The organism is Acinetobacter sp. P1332, assembly GCF_044057475.1.
Classification (GTDB): domain Bacteria; phylum Pseudomonadota; class Gammaproteobacteria; order Pseudomonadales; family Moraxellaceae; genus Acinetobacter; species Acinetobacter johnsonii.
The window spans coordinates 2,156,895-2,169,888 of the sequence record NZ_CP171157.1; the positions used below are offsets into that span (position 1 = coordinate 2,156,895).

The 12,994-nt window shown below is 41.8% G+C and carries 14 protein-coding genes; 10 read left to right on the forward strand and 4 right to left on the reverse strand.

All coding sequences use genetic code 11. The features are described from left to right. Window positions 1–63: 63 nt before the first annotated feature. Genes tmk through pabC form a run of 3 tightly spaced genes read right to left on the reverse strand, consistent with a single transcriptional unit; the run spans window position 64 to window position 2,533 of the window. Window positions 64–663, reverse strand: coding sequence for a dTMP kinase (gene tmk, locus ACFN7Z_RS10625; protein WP_010326436.1), 600 nt, complete (start codon window positions 661–663; stop codon window positions 64–66). Next, on the reverse strand, window positions 664–1,665 hold the full coding sequence (gene mltG / locus ACFN7Z_RS10630; protein ID WP_371746436.1) for an endolytic transglycosylase MltG: 1,002 nt from the start codon (window positions 1,663–1,665) through the stop codon (window positions 664–666). It abuts the gene before it with no gap. Window positions 1,666–1,720: 55 nt separating this feature from the next. After that, window positions 1,721–2,533: an aminodeoxychorismate lyase gene (pabC, locus tag ACFN7Z_RS10635; protein ID WP_010326434.1), complete on the reverse strand. Its 813-nt coding sequence runs from the start codon at window positions 2,531–2,533 to the stop codon at window positions 1,721–1,723. A gap of 164 nt (window positions 2,534–2,697) precedes the next feature. Here pabC and ACFN7Z_RS10640 point away from each other — a divergent pair, with 164 nt between their 5' ends. The 7 genes from ACFN7Z_RS10640 (at window position 2,698) to ACFN7Z_RS10670 (ending at window position 9,530) form a co-directional block, all read left to right on the forward strand. Continuing rightward, the gene (locus tag ACFN7Z_RS10640) at window positions 2,698–3,708 is read left to right on the forward strand and encodes a sulfate ABC transporter substrate-binding protein (RefSeq protein WP_010326433.1); all 1,011 of its coding nucleotides are present in this window, start codon (window positions 2,698–2,700) and stop codon (window positions 3,706–3,708) included. Window positions 3,709–3,745: 37 nt separating this feature from the next. Continuing rightward, complete coding sequence (locus ACFN7Z_RS10645; protein ID WP_010326432.1) at window positions 3,746–4,351, forward strand: alpha/beta hydrolase; 606 nt, start codon at window positions 3,746–3,748, stop codon at window positions 4,349–4,351. 84 nt (window positions 4,352–4,435) lie between these two features. Further along, window positions 4,436–5,269 carry a sulfate ABC transporter permease subunit CysT gene (cysT, locus tag ACFN7Z_RS10650; protein WP_395441746.1) on the forward strand — a complete coding sequence of 278 codons (834 nt, stop codon included), beginning with the start codon at window positions 4,436–4,438 and terminating at the stop codon, window positions 5,267–5,269. Then, window positions 5,266–6,147, forward strand: coding sequence for a sulfate ABC transporter permease subunit CysW (gene cysW, locus ACFN7Z_RS10655; RefSeq protein WP_004693818.1), 882 nt, complete (start codon window positions 5,266–5,268; stop codon window positions 6,145–6,147). The genes cysT and cysW overlap by 4 nt, the downstream gene beginning before the upstream one ends. A gap of 12 nt (window positions 6,148–6,159) precedes the next feature. Beyond that, window positions 6,160–7,221, forward strand: coding sequence for a sulfate/molybdate ABC transporter ATP-binding protein (locus ACFN7Z_RS10660; protein ID WP_010326431.1), 1,062 nt, complete (start codon window positions 6,160–6,162; stop codon window positions 7,219–7,221). A 57-nt stretch (window positions 7,222–7,278) separates the two neighbouring features. Then, the gene (locus ACFN7Z_RS10665; RefSeq protein ID WP_010326430.1) at window positions 7,279–8,202 is read left to right on the forward strand and encodes a CysB family HTH-type transcriptional regulator; all 924 of its coding nucleotides are present in this window, start codon (window positions 7,279–7,281) and stop codon (window positions 8,200–8,202) included. Window positions 8,203–8,321: 119 nt separating this feature from the next. Beyond that, entirely contained in the window at window positions 8,322–9,530 is a 1,209-nt protein-coding gene (locus ACFN7Z_RS10670; RefSeq protein ID WP_130234746.1) for an OmpP1/FadL family transporter, read from the forward strand. 60 nt (window positions 9,531–9,590) lie between these two features. Here ACFN7Z_RS10670 and carO read toward each other — a convergent pair whose 3' ends face one another. Next, the gene (gene carO, locus ACFN7Z_RS10675) at window positions 9,591–10,337 is read right to left on the reverse strand and encodes an ornithine uptake porin CarO (protein ID WP_130234745.1); all 747 of its coding nucleotides are present in this window, start codon (window positions 10,335–10,337) and stop codon (window positions 9,591–9,593) included. 302 nt (window positions 10,338–10,639) lie between these two features. Here carO and dapD point away from each other — a divergent pair, with 302 nt between their 5' ends. From dapD to queC, 3 genes are all read left to right on the forward strand, one after another. Beyond that, window positions 10,640–11,461: a 2,3,4,5-tetrahydropyridine-2,6-dicarboxylate N-succinyltransferase gene (gene dapD, locus ACFN7Z_RS10680; RefSeq protein WP_004693827.1), complete on the forward strand. Its 822-nt coding sequence runs from the start codon at window positions 10,640–10,642 to the stop codon at window positions 11,459–11,461. A 95-nt stretch (window positions 11,462–11,556) separates the two neighbouring features. Further along, complete coding sequence (gene queE, locus ACFN7Z_RS10685; RefSeq protein ID WP_005399705.1) at window positions 11,557–12,267, forward strand: 7-carboxy-7-deazaguanine synthase QueE; 711 nt, start codon at window positions 11,557–11,559, stop codon at window positions 12,265–12,267. Between the two features lie 42 nt (window positions 12,268–12,309). Continuing rightward, on the forward strand, window positions 12,310–12,978 hold the full coding sequence (gene queC, locus ACFN7Z_RS10690) for a 7-cyano-7-deazaguanine synthase QueC (RefSeq protein WP_004693831.1): 669 nt from the start codon (window positions 12,310–12,312) through the stop codon (window positions 12,976–12,978). Window positions 12,979–12,994: the final 16 nt, after the last annotated feature.

Sequence of the window (12,994 nt, forward strand, 5' to 3'; positions counted from 1 at the left end):
TCACTGACTATAAAAGAAAAATGCATTTCACTACAGCATGAAATAACATTTCTGGCTTATTTTTTAGTTTAAATATTGCAACGCTTGTGCAAAAACCTGCTCTGGTGACTGGGTCGCATCCAAACGTTTAACCCGCTCAGGATATTGTTCCCATAACTGCTGATAACCTGCTCTAACTTTTTCAAAGAAAGTGGCTTTTTCTTGTTCAAAACGGTCCAAAGCCCCCCTTTCCCGCGCACGAGACATGCCTGTCTCAATCGGGGCATCGAGCCAAAATGTAATATTTGGCATATGGCTGACAAAGTTTTCATTCAGAAGTTGCAGCTTCGACTGGCTTAAACCACGTCCTGCACATTGGTAAGCAAAGCTGGCATCGGTAAAACGGTCACACAATACGGTTTTATGTTTCGTTAAAGCAGGCACGATCAGTTGTTGTAAGTGCTGTGCACGAGCCGCGTACATCAGCAGCAGTTCGGTATCATTCGACATCGACTCTTCATGATTGACTGACAATAATAGCGAGCGAATTTGCTCAGCCATTGGTGTACCACCTGGCTCACGCGTTAAAACAACCTGCTGACCTTGTTGTTCTAGATGCTCATAAATTTTGCGAATCAGTGTGGTTTTACCGACACCTTCTGTGCCCTCAAAACTAATAAACATCTATTCATCCTTCTTGGTTTTTAAAACGCTGAGATATTCTTTTACAGCTTGATTGTGCTGCTCTAAAGTCTCACTAAATGTGTGTCCACCATTGCCCGTTGCAACAAAGTAGATGTTTTTACTGTTATCTGGGTGCATGGTAGCTTCAATGGCTTTTTTACTTGGTAAAGCAATTGGCGTAGGAGGTAAACCATTGATGGTATAAGTATTATAGGCTGTTGGAGTACGCAAGTCTTGGCGGGTAATATTGCCTGTATATTTATCGCCCATGCCATAAATCACGGTCGGATCCGTTTGCAAACGCATGCCGAGTTGAAGACGACGCGCAAACACACCTGAAACTTGCTCCAGTTCGCGGTCAACATTGGTTTCTTTTTCAATGATAGAGGCCATGATCAGGGCTTCGTATTTGTCTTTATACGGCAAATTTGCCGCACGGTTTGCCCACGCTTCATCTAAAGCTTTCATTTGGCGTTTGTATAAATCCGTTAAGATTTTTTTGTCTGACTCACCTTTGGCGAAGAAGTAAGTATCGGGAGCAAAAAGCCCTTCAGCATGCGTATACGGAATATCTAATGCTTTTAAAAGCTGATCCATGGGTAAATTGGAGACTTCCTTTTTAACCAATGCATCCTTTTTCAACGCCTCGATCAGCTGTTTAAAGGTCGTCCCCTCAATCACCAATATACGATTCATCTCGGCATTATCGACATTGGAAATCATATCCAAAACTTGGCGAATACTCATACCTTCACGCACTTCATAAACACCGGCTTTCAAGGTGTCATGAATAAATATTTTTTGGTAAAGCTTTAAAATAATAGGAAAACTAGCCATGTCTTCTTTGGCTAAGCGGTCAATAAAACCGGAATAGGTATCGCCAGAGTTAATTGCCAATAACTGCTTTTTACCCTCAACAGGATAGGACTTAAATAAACTCGACCACAGTACAATCATCAATAAAACAATGATGCTCACAGCAATCAATAACACCCCTTTCATTTTTCGTTGGGGTGGTTGCGTTTTCTTTTTCGATTTGGTTTTGGCTGCGGACATACTACTGCATCTGATTAAGTTGAAGACGATGGAACAAATCTATACACGGCTGAACATCTAAGTGCTGATGATTCAGACTTTTGGCTATTTTCATAGGACTCAAGGCATTGCAGAAAAATAAACTTTGAAAGCGTGGAATTTCTTCCATATCAATCATTCTCAGCTCACAGCTCATTCCTTGTTGCTGCATCCGTGCCAATATTTCGGCACGCATGACACCATGTACGCCATTATAACGAAGTTCGGGACTAATCCATCGATCATTTAGCAGAATGAAACAATTACTACTCACACCTTCAACGACAGAACCTTGCACATCTGTGACCAAAGCTTCCAACCAACCGTGCTGTTCTGCTTCATGCTTGAGTAAGACTTGCTCTAAACGGTTTAAGCTTTTCACACCCACCATTTGCGGCATACTTAACCCCATCGCATGTTGCAGTACCCCTGAATCAATTTCGCTGTATGTCAAAACCTCTGATGCTTGCGGATAGAAAAATACCCAAACGTCAGCAGGATGTGCTGGCAAACTATAACCGCGCTGCCCTTCACCCCGACTAATAATAATTTTCAGCGTTCCGTTTAAGTGTTCATAGGTTTGTTTTAATTGCACGATGCTGCGCTGAATAAAGGCTAAATCTGCTGACAACAACAGTCTTTCACAGGCCAATTTCAAGCGTGCTATGTGTAGAGACTCTAGCTCAATCACACCCTCACGGATACGCGCTGTACTAAAACAGCCATCTCCATAGTGAAATGCACGATCTAATAATTCTATTTGTTTGACTTCTTGTGCATTTTTATAGCAATGCATGCCAATCTACCCTGAAACAATTTTCTGCTTTAGTTTAATGAATTCTAAGCTGAACTCTTTTTCTTTTTTATTCATATAAAATTCATTTTTTATTATTTTTTTAGCAATAAGACTCACAGTATTCTTGCCTCATGTTTAAAAACGTTTAAAATTTGAGGTCTCACATGAGCTTATCTAAGTTAAAAATTGGGGTACTAGCGGCGCTAGTTTCAGTCACATCTTTTGGTGTTGCAGCAAAAGATTTCCTTAACGTGTCGTATGATCCAACACGCGAACTGTATGAAGATGTCAACAAACAGTTTGGCGCTTATTGGAAACAACGCACAGGACAAGACATTAACTTCAAACAATCTCACGGCGGCTCGGGTAAACAAGCCCGTTCGGTCATTGATGGTTTAGGTGCAGATGTTGTGACACTTGCTCTTGCAGCAGATATCGATGTAATTGCTGAAAAAGCGAAACTTTTACCGACAAACTGGCAAAAGAAATTACCCAATAACTCGACACCATATACTTCAACTATCGTGTTCCTCGTCCGTAAAGGAAATCCACAAGGTATTAAAGACTGGGGCGACCTCGTTAAGCCGGGTGTTGGCATTATTACACCAAATCCAAAAACATCAGGTGGTGCACGCTGGAACTACTTAGCAGCTTGGGCTTGGGCGAAACATCAACCTGCGGGTAACGATGCCAAAGCACAAGAATTCGTGCGTAAAATTTATAAAAATACCAAAGTGCTGGATTCAGGTGCACGTGGCGCAACCACAACCTTTGCTGAGCGCGGTATCGGTGATGTTCTCTTAGCATGGGAAAACGAAGCACACTTAGCAATTCGTGAACAACCGGGTAAGTTTGAGATCGTGACGCCTTCGCTATCTATTTTGGCAGAACCACCCGTTGCCATTGTTGAAAAAAATGCGGAAAAAGACGGCAATCTGAATCTGGCGAAAGCATATCTCAACTATTTGTATTCACCTGCAGGACAAGAAATTGCAGCGAAAAACTTCTATCGCCCACGTAATGCAACTGTCTTGAAAAAATATGCAGCCACATTCAAACCGTTGAAGTTGGTGACCATTGATAAAGAATTTGGTGGTTGGAGCAAGGTACAAAAACAGCACTTTGAAAATGGTGGTGTATTTGACCAAATTGTGAAAGCCAATACGACGAAATAAAACCGAGTCCAGTAAATAGCTGTAAGGGAGCATCGACATGATTCATACTGTAATTGTACCAGGCGTGGGTGGGAGTGAACATGACCACTGGCAATCATGGTTACAACGTCAGCTCAAGTCGTGCTCTCGTGTGCAGCAGCAGGATTGGAATAAACCCATACTCCATGAATGGATTGAACAATTTATCAAAACAGTTCAATCCATTCAGGAACCGATTCAAATTGTGGCGCATAGCTTTGGCTGTCTAACGACAGTCGCTGCTTTAGCACAGCATCCTGAACTAAATCAAAACATTAAAAATTTAGTTCTGGTTGCACCGGCCAACCCTGCTCGCTTTGGTGATGCTGGTTTTGCTCGTGATAGCCAAAATGACTATCAACAATATTTCCACCAACTCAAGCTACAAGTTCCTACCCAAATGATCATCAGTGAAAATGATCCTTGGCTCAATTTTCAAGATGCGCTGCAACTGGCAAAAGCATGGAAAATTAGGCCTAAGAACTTGGGCCAAGTCGGACATATTAATGTTGCGTCAGGTTTTGGGCCATTCCCTGAAATTTATGATTTTTTGATTTCAGAAAATGTGCTAAAAAACATTAGTTTTCACAATGAAAGCAAGTATTTATTTAAATTTGCAATTTAACACTGCAAATGATACTTGTGCCGAAATTCAGTTTTATTTGAGCTGACTCTTTTTAGGTCAGCTTTCTCTCTTTGAGGAGTAATCATGTCGCAGCGATCCCGAGTGCTGCCAGGATTTGGTCTTTCTCTAGGCTTTACCCTAGCATATTTGTCATTAATCGTTATTATTCCGTTGTCCGCTGTTTTTATTAAATCTTTAGGCATAGGTTGGGATGGTTTATGGGAAATTTTAAGTTCAGAACGTATTTTAAAATCTTTGCAGCTCAGTTTTAGTACAGCCCTGATCGCCGCGTTTATTAATGTGGTTTTTGGTCTCCTTCTAGCATGGTGTTTGGTTCGCTATCGTTTTCCGGGTAAACGCATTGTAGATGCCTTGGTCGACTTGCCGTTTGCCTTACCCACCGCTGTTGCAGGTATTGCACTCACCTCACTTTATGCGCCTACAGGTTGGATCGGTCAGTATCTTGAGCCTTTAGGGATTCAAGTGGCCTATACCCCAATTGGTATTACATTGGCACTGATTTTTATTGGTATTCCTTTTGTAGTGCGGACTGTGCAACCTGTTCTCAGTGACTTGGAAACAGAGTTAGAAGAAGCAGCATCAGCATTAGGTGCCAACCGTTTACAGATCGTGACCAAAGTGATTTTGCCGATTTTATTTCCAGCACTCATCACAGGTTTTGCACTTGCCTTTGCACGTGGCGTCGGTGAATACGGTTCAGTGATCTTTATTGCAGGGAACCAACCGTTTAAAACAGAAATTGCGCCGCTCATGATTATTTCACGCTTAGAAGAATATGATTATGCGGGTGCAACCACAATTGCAGTCGTCATGTTGGTGCTGTCTTTTGCCATTTTATTCCTGATTAACTTGTTACAAGCATGGGCAAGCCGTCGTACAGGGAGAACAGCACGATGAATATCAACAGTAATGCGCTTGCTGAAAAGTTACAATCGCGTGATGCAACACGTGAGCCAACTTGGGTTCGCTACACCCTGATTACGATTGCTCTACTGTTCTTTTTAAGCTGTTTGATCTTACCGCTGATTTTGGTGTTCGTTGAGGCCTTTAAACAAGGGGTTGGCGTCTATGCACAAGCCTTGGTTCATCCAGACACTCTCTCCGCAGTCAAACTCACTTTATTAACCGCGGTGATTGCAGTCCCACTGAATGTCGTATTTGGTGTTGCAGCCGCTTGGTGTGTGGCCAAATTTAACTTCCGTGGCAAATCCATCTTGACCACGATTATTGATATGCCATTTTCAGTATCCCCTGTTATCGCGGGCTTAATGCTGGTACTGATTTTTGGTACGCAAGGTTGGTTCGGTAGTTGGCTGATGGATAATGACATCAAAATTCTGTATGCCGTTCCTGCCATTGTATTAGCAACAATCTTTATCACCGTTCCTTTTGTTGCACGTGAACTTATTCCGCTCATGGAAGCCCAAGGAACTGAAGAGGAAGAAGCTGCGATTGTACTCGGTGCATCAGGCTGGCAAACCTTCTGGAAAGTAACCCTACCCAACATCAAATGGGGTTTAATTTACGGCGTCATTCTGTGTAATGCACGTGCCATGGGTGAGTTTGGTGCGGTATCGGTCGTTTCAGGTCATATTCGTGGTGAAACCAATACCTTGCCTCTGCATGTCGAAATTCTCTATAACGAATATACCTTCAGTGCGGCTTTTGCTGTCTCTTCACTCTTGGCGCTTTTAGCGATTGTGACTCTTGTTTTAAAAACATGGGTTGAGATTCGTCAAGAAAAGCAAAACAAACATAATGATTCAACAGTTTAAAGGAATGACCTCATGAGTATTCAAGTTAAAAATATTGAAAAACACTTTGGTGCATTCCATGCGCTGAACAACATTTCCCTCGATTTCCCTGATGGTCAATTGGTTGCATTACTTGGGCCATCGGGCTGTGGTAAAACCACCCTACTTCGTATCATTGCGGGTTTAGAATCGGCAGATCGTGGACAAGTCATTTTAGAAGGTCAGGACGCAACCGATGTGCATGTGCGTGAACGTCAAGTCGGTTTTGTTTTCCAGCACTATGCCCTATTCCGCCATATGACCGTATTTGACAATATCGCCTTTGGTCTCCGCGTTCGCCCACGTGCAACACGCCCATCTGAAGCTGAAATTAAAAAACGTGTCACGCGTTTACTGGACTTAGTCCAATTGGGGTTCTTGGCAGAACGTTACCCAGCGCAACTTTCTGGCGGTCAGCGTCAACGTATTGCACTGGCACGTGCTTTGGCGGTTGAACCACGTGTACTGTTACTAGATGAGCCTTTTGGTGCTTTGGATGCAAAAGTACGTAAAGAGCTCCGTCGTTGGTTACGTACTTTGCATGATGAACTTCATATCACCTCAATCTTTGTAACGCATGACCAAGAAGAAGCTTTAGAAGTCGCAGATCAAATCATTGTGATGAATAAAGGGAATGTTGAGCAAATTGGATCACCCCGCGAGGTTTATGAAAAGCCTGCAACGCCGTTTGTGTTTGACTTCTTAGGTCAAGCAAACCGTTTCGAAGGTCAAAACAACGCAGGGACAATCCAAATTGGTGAAGACCGTATTCAATTAGACTCTTTACGCAATGCACCTTCGGGTGACGTGATTGCCTTTGCCCGTCCAGATGAATTACGTATTCATGCACAGCCGCAAGACAATGCCATCCAAGCAACGTTCGTACGAGAATTATGGATCGCGGGCAAAGTGGTTGCCGAGCTCCATGATCGCCAAGGCAAACTGATTGAAATCTCACTAACTTCTGAAGAAGCAAAATTACACCAATTTAGACCGAATCAAACGGTATGGTTAAGCCCATCAAACTTGCATTTATTTGCAAAACCTGCGGCTTAAGACCAATTGAATGGGGCATGTTAAATGCCTCATTCATCATAAAAGAGATCCAAAACTATGAACTTTCAACAACTCAGAATAATTCGAGAAACGGTGAGACAAAACTTCAACCTCACCGAAGCCTCTGCTGCACTATATACCTCTCAGTCGGGGGTGAGTAAGCACATCAAAGACCTAGAAGATGAATTAGGTGTACAGCTTTTTATTCGTAAAGGGAAACGCTTACTAGGTTTAACTGAACCTGGCCAAGCACTATTGGGTATTGTTGAACGCATGTTGGTCGATGCAGACAATATTAAACGTCTTGCAGATGATTTTAACCGTGTCGATGAAGGTACTTTGACGATTGCAACTACACATACGCAAGCGCGTTACGTGCTACCCCCGATTGTCAATCAATTCAAAAAAGAGTTTCCAAAAGTTCATCTTATTTTGCAACAAGCTAGCCCTGTTGAAATTACCGAAATGCTTCTACAAGGTGAAGCTGATATTGGTATTGCAACTGAGTCACTCACCACTGAGGACAATCTGGCCAGTGTACCGTTCTATAATTGGCAACACAGCATTATTACCCCACAAAGCCACCCACTGGCGAGCAAGCAAAATATTAGCATTGTAGACTTGGCGGAATATCCACTGATTACCTACCACGGCGGTTTCACAGGTCGCTCAAAAATTGACAAAGCCTTTGAAGATGCCGGTGTGGATTTCGACATCGTAATGTCTGCTTTAGATGCCGATGTGATTAAAACCTATGTTGAACTGAATATGGGTGTTGGTATTGTCAATAATGTGGCCTATGACGTTGAACGTGACTATCGCTTAAAACAAATTCCAACTGATATTTTTGGTCTCAATACCACATGGATTGCAGTGCGTAAAGGTCACCTCCTACGTGGCTATGGCTATGAATTTATCTCGCTGTGCTCACCAGATGCAGATATTAAAGCACTGAAAAGAGTAGCTTATCCTGAAGACTAAAACGCTTTTATTCTAAAAAGAGACCTCAGAGTCTCTTTTTTTATTTTTAAAATCATATACTTTAAATGAGTATAGTGTATTATTTGATCAACTGATATAAACAATAGTGAGCAATAACAGTGAGTAAAAATCTGTTGGGCTCTCCATTACTTTGTTTATGTTTCTATTCGTCGGGATCAAGTTTTGCTGCTGCTTTTGAACTGTCAGGTCAAACAATACAACCCTTTTTTGAACATGGAAATTATGCAGAAATTTCTCTGGCTTATATTGATCCAGATGTTTCTGGCCAAGTTCAACATACAGAGATACTGCAACAGTTTGGCATCACTGACTTTTCAACAGGCAATTTAAGCAATAAACAAGTAATGCTGGGAGCTGCGTTAAAACTGCAACTAAATCCTCAATTCAACTTTGCTGTCATTTATGACCAGCCTTTTGCTGTAGACATCGATTATCGCTATCGCCCAAAAATTTACGGTGAAAGTTATGAGGTTGAATCTGCCGATATCGACTTTGAAAGTCATAATCTCAGTTCGCTTTTAGGCTACAAAATCAACCCACAATGGGAAATCTATGGTGGTTTAAGCTATCAAAGTTTTGCAGGCTCTTTAAAAGCGAAAGGTCAGGCCTATTCTGTGTTTGATGGCTATGATGCCGAGTTTAAACAAGATGAAAGCTTGGGCTGGTTAGCAGGTATTAGTTATCAAATCCCTGAATATTATTTTAGAACGTCTTTGACTTATCGCTCAGCGATTAAACATGAAATCACCACAACAGAGTCTATCGAAGTCGGCATAGATACACCCAATGTGATGGAAGTGAAAACACCACAATCTGTAAACCTTGATTTCATGACAGGACTTCCCAATCAAAATATCTTGTACGGGACAATACGCTGGGTAAATTGGCAAGACTTTGTCATTCAACCACCCAAATTTAAAGCTGTGATCGATTATGTTGCGATATTTTACCCTGAAGCCACAGAAGTCAAACTTATTCAGTACAATGAAGATCAATGGTCTGCAAAACTCGGCTTAGCACACGTATGGAACAAAAAGTGGCTGAGTACTATGGAACTACTCTGGGACTCTGGGATTAATAATCCTGCATCTACCCTTAACCCAAGTGATGGGTACCAAGGCATTGGGCTAGGCAGCATGTACACATATAACACTGAGTTTGATATTGCGGCTGGTCTATATTATTTGCATTTTAAGAAGTCCAAAACATCTTCCGACTCAAATCCACTGGCAAACATTACAGGACTTTCAGCGCTGAATGATAATGATGCATGGATCTTAGGACTCAAGTTAGCCCATCATTTTTAAAGACTTTAGCTAAAATCACACATAAAAAAACGAGCCGAAGCTCGTTTTTTTATGTGTTGATTACCAGTGGTAACTTACACCCAATTTTGCAACTGGCATCCACTCGTATTTATCGTCATTCGCAATTTTACGCGCTTCATTATCAGCAGCAGTTTGACCTGAAGTTGAACCACCGACTTCTTGTAATCCTGTCGCTGTTAAATTCACAGAAGGGTTACCAGTGTAGTAAGCACCTACTTCACCAAATACACCCCAGTTTTGATTAATCTTAGGCGCTAAACCAAAACCTACATATGGAGCAATATCATTTTTATATGCTAAAGAACCATCGACAGAACCACTACCTGATGGAGCATTGAAGTTCTTACCATCAATTTTGATTGTGTCATTTGAATTATTCAAACGTTTGCTCAATGCATAATCGTTATCAATGTAACCTACACCAGCTGCAACGTATAAACCTTGAGCCCATCGATTTGTACTTGTACCCCATGGACGAATCTCAGCATTTAAATAAGCAAGGCTGTTGTCCATATCCATGTCGTATTTGGTGCCATCGATAGACAAATCATCAGACCATGAAATGTCACCACCGTTGTAACCTAAAGCTAAACCAACATATGGGTTAGCTGTCCACAACAAAGCACCGCCATAACCTGTTGTACCGACTTCAGCACGAACACCTGTAGGAATTAATTTATTTTGGTCAAAAGCATAACCATCTTTTACGACTGCATCATCAGCAAAAGCTGTACCTGCGACTGCTGACATTGCTGCTGCGATTGCAACGAAACGTAATGATTTCATGTTTTTTCTCCTCCAATTAAAGATTTTTTTACATCATTTACAATTTTTTGATGAGGTCATCTTAGAACAGTCTCGGACTATTTTTTATTCAAGATTTGGGCTGTTTTTGTTATTTTTTGATACATTTTAGATTTTATTGTTGTTGTATATCGCAATTCTTTACTTAACGCCTCTACTCAAACAGCTCTAAAAGTCTTATTTCCAATCATTCATTATTATTTCCGATCCTATGCTGTTTTTTCATCTATTCTCTGCACAATATAGTGTAAAATCAGGAAAATTTTTTTTCTGGAAGGAAGATCATGTCTCAGCTTTCAACAATTATTGAACAAGCGTTTGAAGACCGTGCGAATTTTACAGCAGCGGACTGTCCTGCTGAAGTTCGTGCAGCAGTTGAAGAAGTCATTGCTGGTTTAGATAACGGGACATTACGTGTTGCTGAAAAAATTGATGGTGAGTGGGTTGTTCATCAATGGGTGAAAAAAGCTGTGCTTTTATCATTCAAACTAAATGACAACAAACCAATTGAGTCATGTGACCTTCAATTCTACGACAAAGTAGATACCAAATTTACAGGTTGGACTGAAGAACAGTTTAAAGCGGCTGGCGTACGTGTTGTTCCTCCTGCGGTTGCACGTAAAGGCTCTTTCCAAGCGAAAAACGTGGTGTTAATGCCTTCTTATGTCAACATTGGTGCATATGTTGACGAAGGCACCATGGTTGACACATGGGCAACTGTTGGTTCATGTGCTCAAATTGGTAAAAACGTTCACTTATCTGGTGGTGTAGGAATTGGTGGTGTTCTTGAGCCACTTCAAGCAAACCCAACGATTATTGAAGACAACTGCTTCATCGGTGCACGTTCTGAAATCGTAGAAGGCGTGATCGTAGAAGAAGGTTCTGTGATTTCGATGGGCGTGTTCATTGGTCAATCGACTAAGATTTTTGACCGTGCAACTGGCGAAATTCACTATGGTCGTGTACCAGCAGGTTCTGTTGTAGTTGCAGGTAGCTTACCTTCTAAATGCGGTACTTACAGCCTGTATGCTGCAATCATCGTGAAAAAAGTAGATGCACAAACACGTTCTAAAACGAGCTTGAACGATTTACTACGCGACGAATAATTTTTAGTTGTCGTACGGAACTCAAGTTCCTCATCTCTACGGTTAAGACTAGCCGTAGAGATTTTTGTTTTTCTAACCTGTGGTTTAATTTTGCTATGAATACGCTTCGATCTTCTGCTATCCCTGTTTCTGATCCTTCTGCGGGTCTACGTATCACGGAGATCTTTTATTCTTTGCAAGGAGAAGCCAACACCTCAGGACTGCCAACAGTTTTTATTCGTTTAACGGGTTGTCCACTACGTTGTACATACTGCGATACGACCTATTCGTTTGAAGGTGGCGAACGCCAATCTTTAGATCAGATTATTCAAACCACGCTTGATTTTAAAACCCCTTATGTCTGCGTGACAGGTGGTGAACCCCTTGCACAGCCCAATGCATTACCTCTAATGCAACGTCTTGCTGACCTCGGCTGTGAAGTCTCTTTAGAAACCAGTGGTGCTTTAGATGTGTCTAAGGTTGACCCACGTGTTTCAAAAGTATTAGATTTGAAGACTCCAACTTCAGGTGAAGTTGCACGAAATTTGCTTTCGAATCTCGACCATTTAACCCAGCACGACCAAATCAAATTTGTAATTTGTAACCGTGAGGATTATGAGTGGTCAAAACAGCAAGTTGAAGACTATAAACTCAATGAAAAAGTCAGCACAGTATGGTTCTCTCCTGCTTTTGCCGTTGAGAAAGGTGCTGCTCGTTTACCTCAACTTGCACGTGATCTTGCGCAATGGATATTAGAAGACCATCTCCCTGTTTGCTTCCAACTGCAACTCCACAAGTTGCTTTGGAATGACGAAACTGGTCGCTAATACATTGCCTATTCATCTTTAATTTATATTTGGAGAATTTGTATGCGCCCTCGTGCCATAGTTTTGTTATCTGGCGGTTTAGACTCAACAACTTGTTTAGCATGGGCGCAAGCACAGTATGACTGTACAGCGCTCAGCTTTATGTATGGTCAACGCTCAACCACTGAGCTCGATGCCGCACGCGAACTGACAAAAAAAGCAGGCGTAGAACATCGTGTCATTAATATCGACTTAGGTAATTTGGGCGGTTCTGCGTTAACAGACCATAGCATTGATGTTCCAGATCATGAACAAGTCGGTATTCCTGTAACTTATGTTCCAGCACGTAACACGATTTTCTTATCTTATGCCCTCGCAGCAGCCGAAGTTTTAGATGCTGAAGCCATTGTGATTGGTATTAATGCTGTTGATTATTCAGGGTATCCTGACTGTCGACCTGAATTTATTGAGGCATTTGCCAACATGGCTCGCCTTGCCACCAAGGTTGGCGTTGAAGGAAAACCTCTTAAATTTGAAACACCTCTGTTACATTTATCCAAAGCAAATATTATTCGCTTAGGTATAGAACATGGCGTAGACTATAGTCAAACGGTGTCTTGCTACCAAGCAGATGACCAAGGACGTGCTTGTGGGAAATGCGACAGCTGCCGTCTTCGTAAAGAAGGTTTTGCAGATGCTGGCGTAACAGACCCAACGCGTTATATACCGTAACGACAAGGTACAGTTT

Excerpts from the sequence above, each read along its gene's own strand:
- queC (WP_004693831.1), top strand. The coding sequence starts at position 12,310 with ATGCGCCCTCGTGCCATAGTTTTGTTATCTGGCGGTTTAGACTCAACA.
- carO (WP_130234745.1), bottom strand. The coding sequence starts at position 10,337 with ATGAAATCATTACGTTTCGTTGCAATCGCAGCAGCAATGTCAGCAGTC.
- cysW (WP_004693818.1), top strand. The coding sequence starts at position 5,266 with ATGAATATCAACAGTAATGCGCTTGCTGAAAAGTTACAATCGCGTGAT.
- ACFN7Z_RS10660 (WP_010326431.1), top strand. The coding sequence starts at position 6,160 with ATGAGTATTCAAGTTAAAAATATTGAAAAACACTTTGGTGCATTCCAT.
- ACFN7Z_RS10640 (WP_010326433.1), top strand. The coding sequence starts at position 2,698 with ATGAGCTTATCTAAGTTAAAAATTGGGGTACTAGCGGCGCTAGTTTCA.
- tmk (WP_010326436.1), bottom strand. The coding sequence starts at position 663 with ATGTTTATTAGTTTTGAGGGCACAGAAGGTGTCGGTAAAACCACACTG.
- cysT (WP_395441746.1), top strand. The coding sequence starts at position 4,436 with ATGTCGCAGCGATCCCGAGTGCTGCCAGGATTTGGTCTTTCTCTAGGC.
- dapD (WP_004693827.1), top strand. The coding sequence starts at position 10,640 with ATGTCTCAGCTTTCAACAATTATTGAACAAGCGTTTGAAGACCGTGCG.
- ACFN7Z_RS10665 (WP_010326430.1), top strand. The coding sequence starts at position 7,279 with ATGAACTTTCAACAACTCAGAATAATTCGAGAAACGGTGAGACAAAAC.
- pabC (WP_010326434.1), bottom strand. The coding sequence starts at position 2,533 with ATGCATTGCTATAAAAATGCACAAGAAGTCAAACAAATAGAATTATTA.
- queE (WP_005399705.1), top strand. The coding sequence starts at position 11,557 with ATGAATACGCTTCGATCTTCTGCTATCCCTGTTTCTGATCCTTCTGCG.
- ACFN7Z_RS10645 (WP_010326432.1), top strand. The coding sequence starts at position 3,746 with ATGATTCATACTGTAATTGTACCAGGCGTGGGTGGGAGTGAACATGAC.
- mltG (WP_371746436.1), bottom strand. The coding sequence starts at position 1,665 with ATGAAAGGGGTGTTATTGATTGCTGTGAGCATCATTGTTTTATTGATG.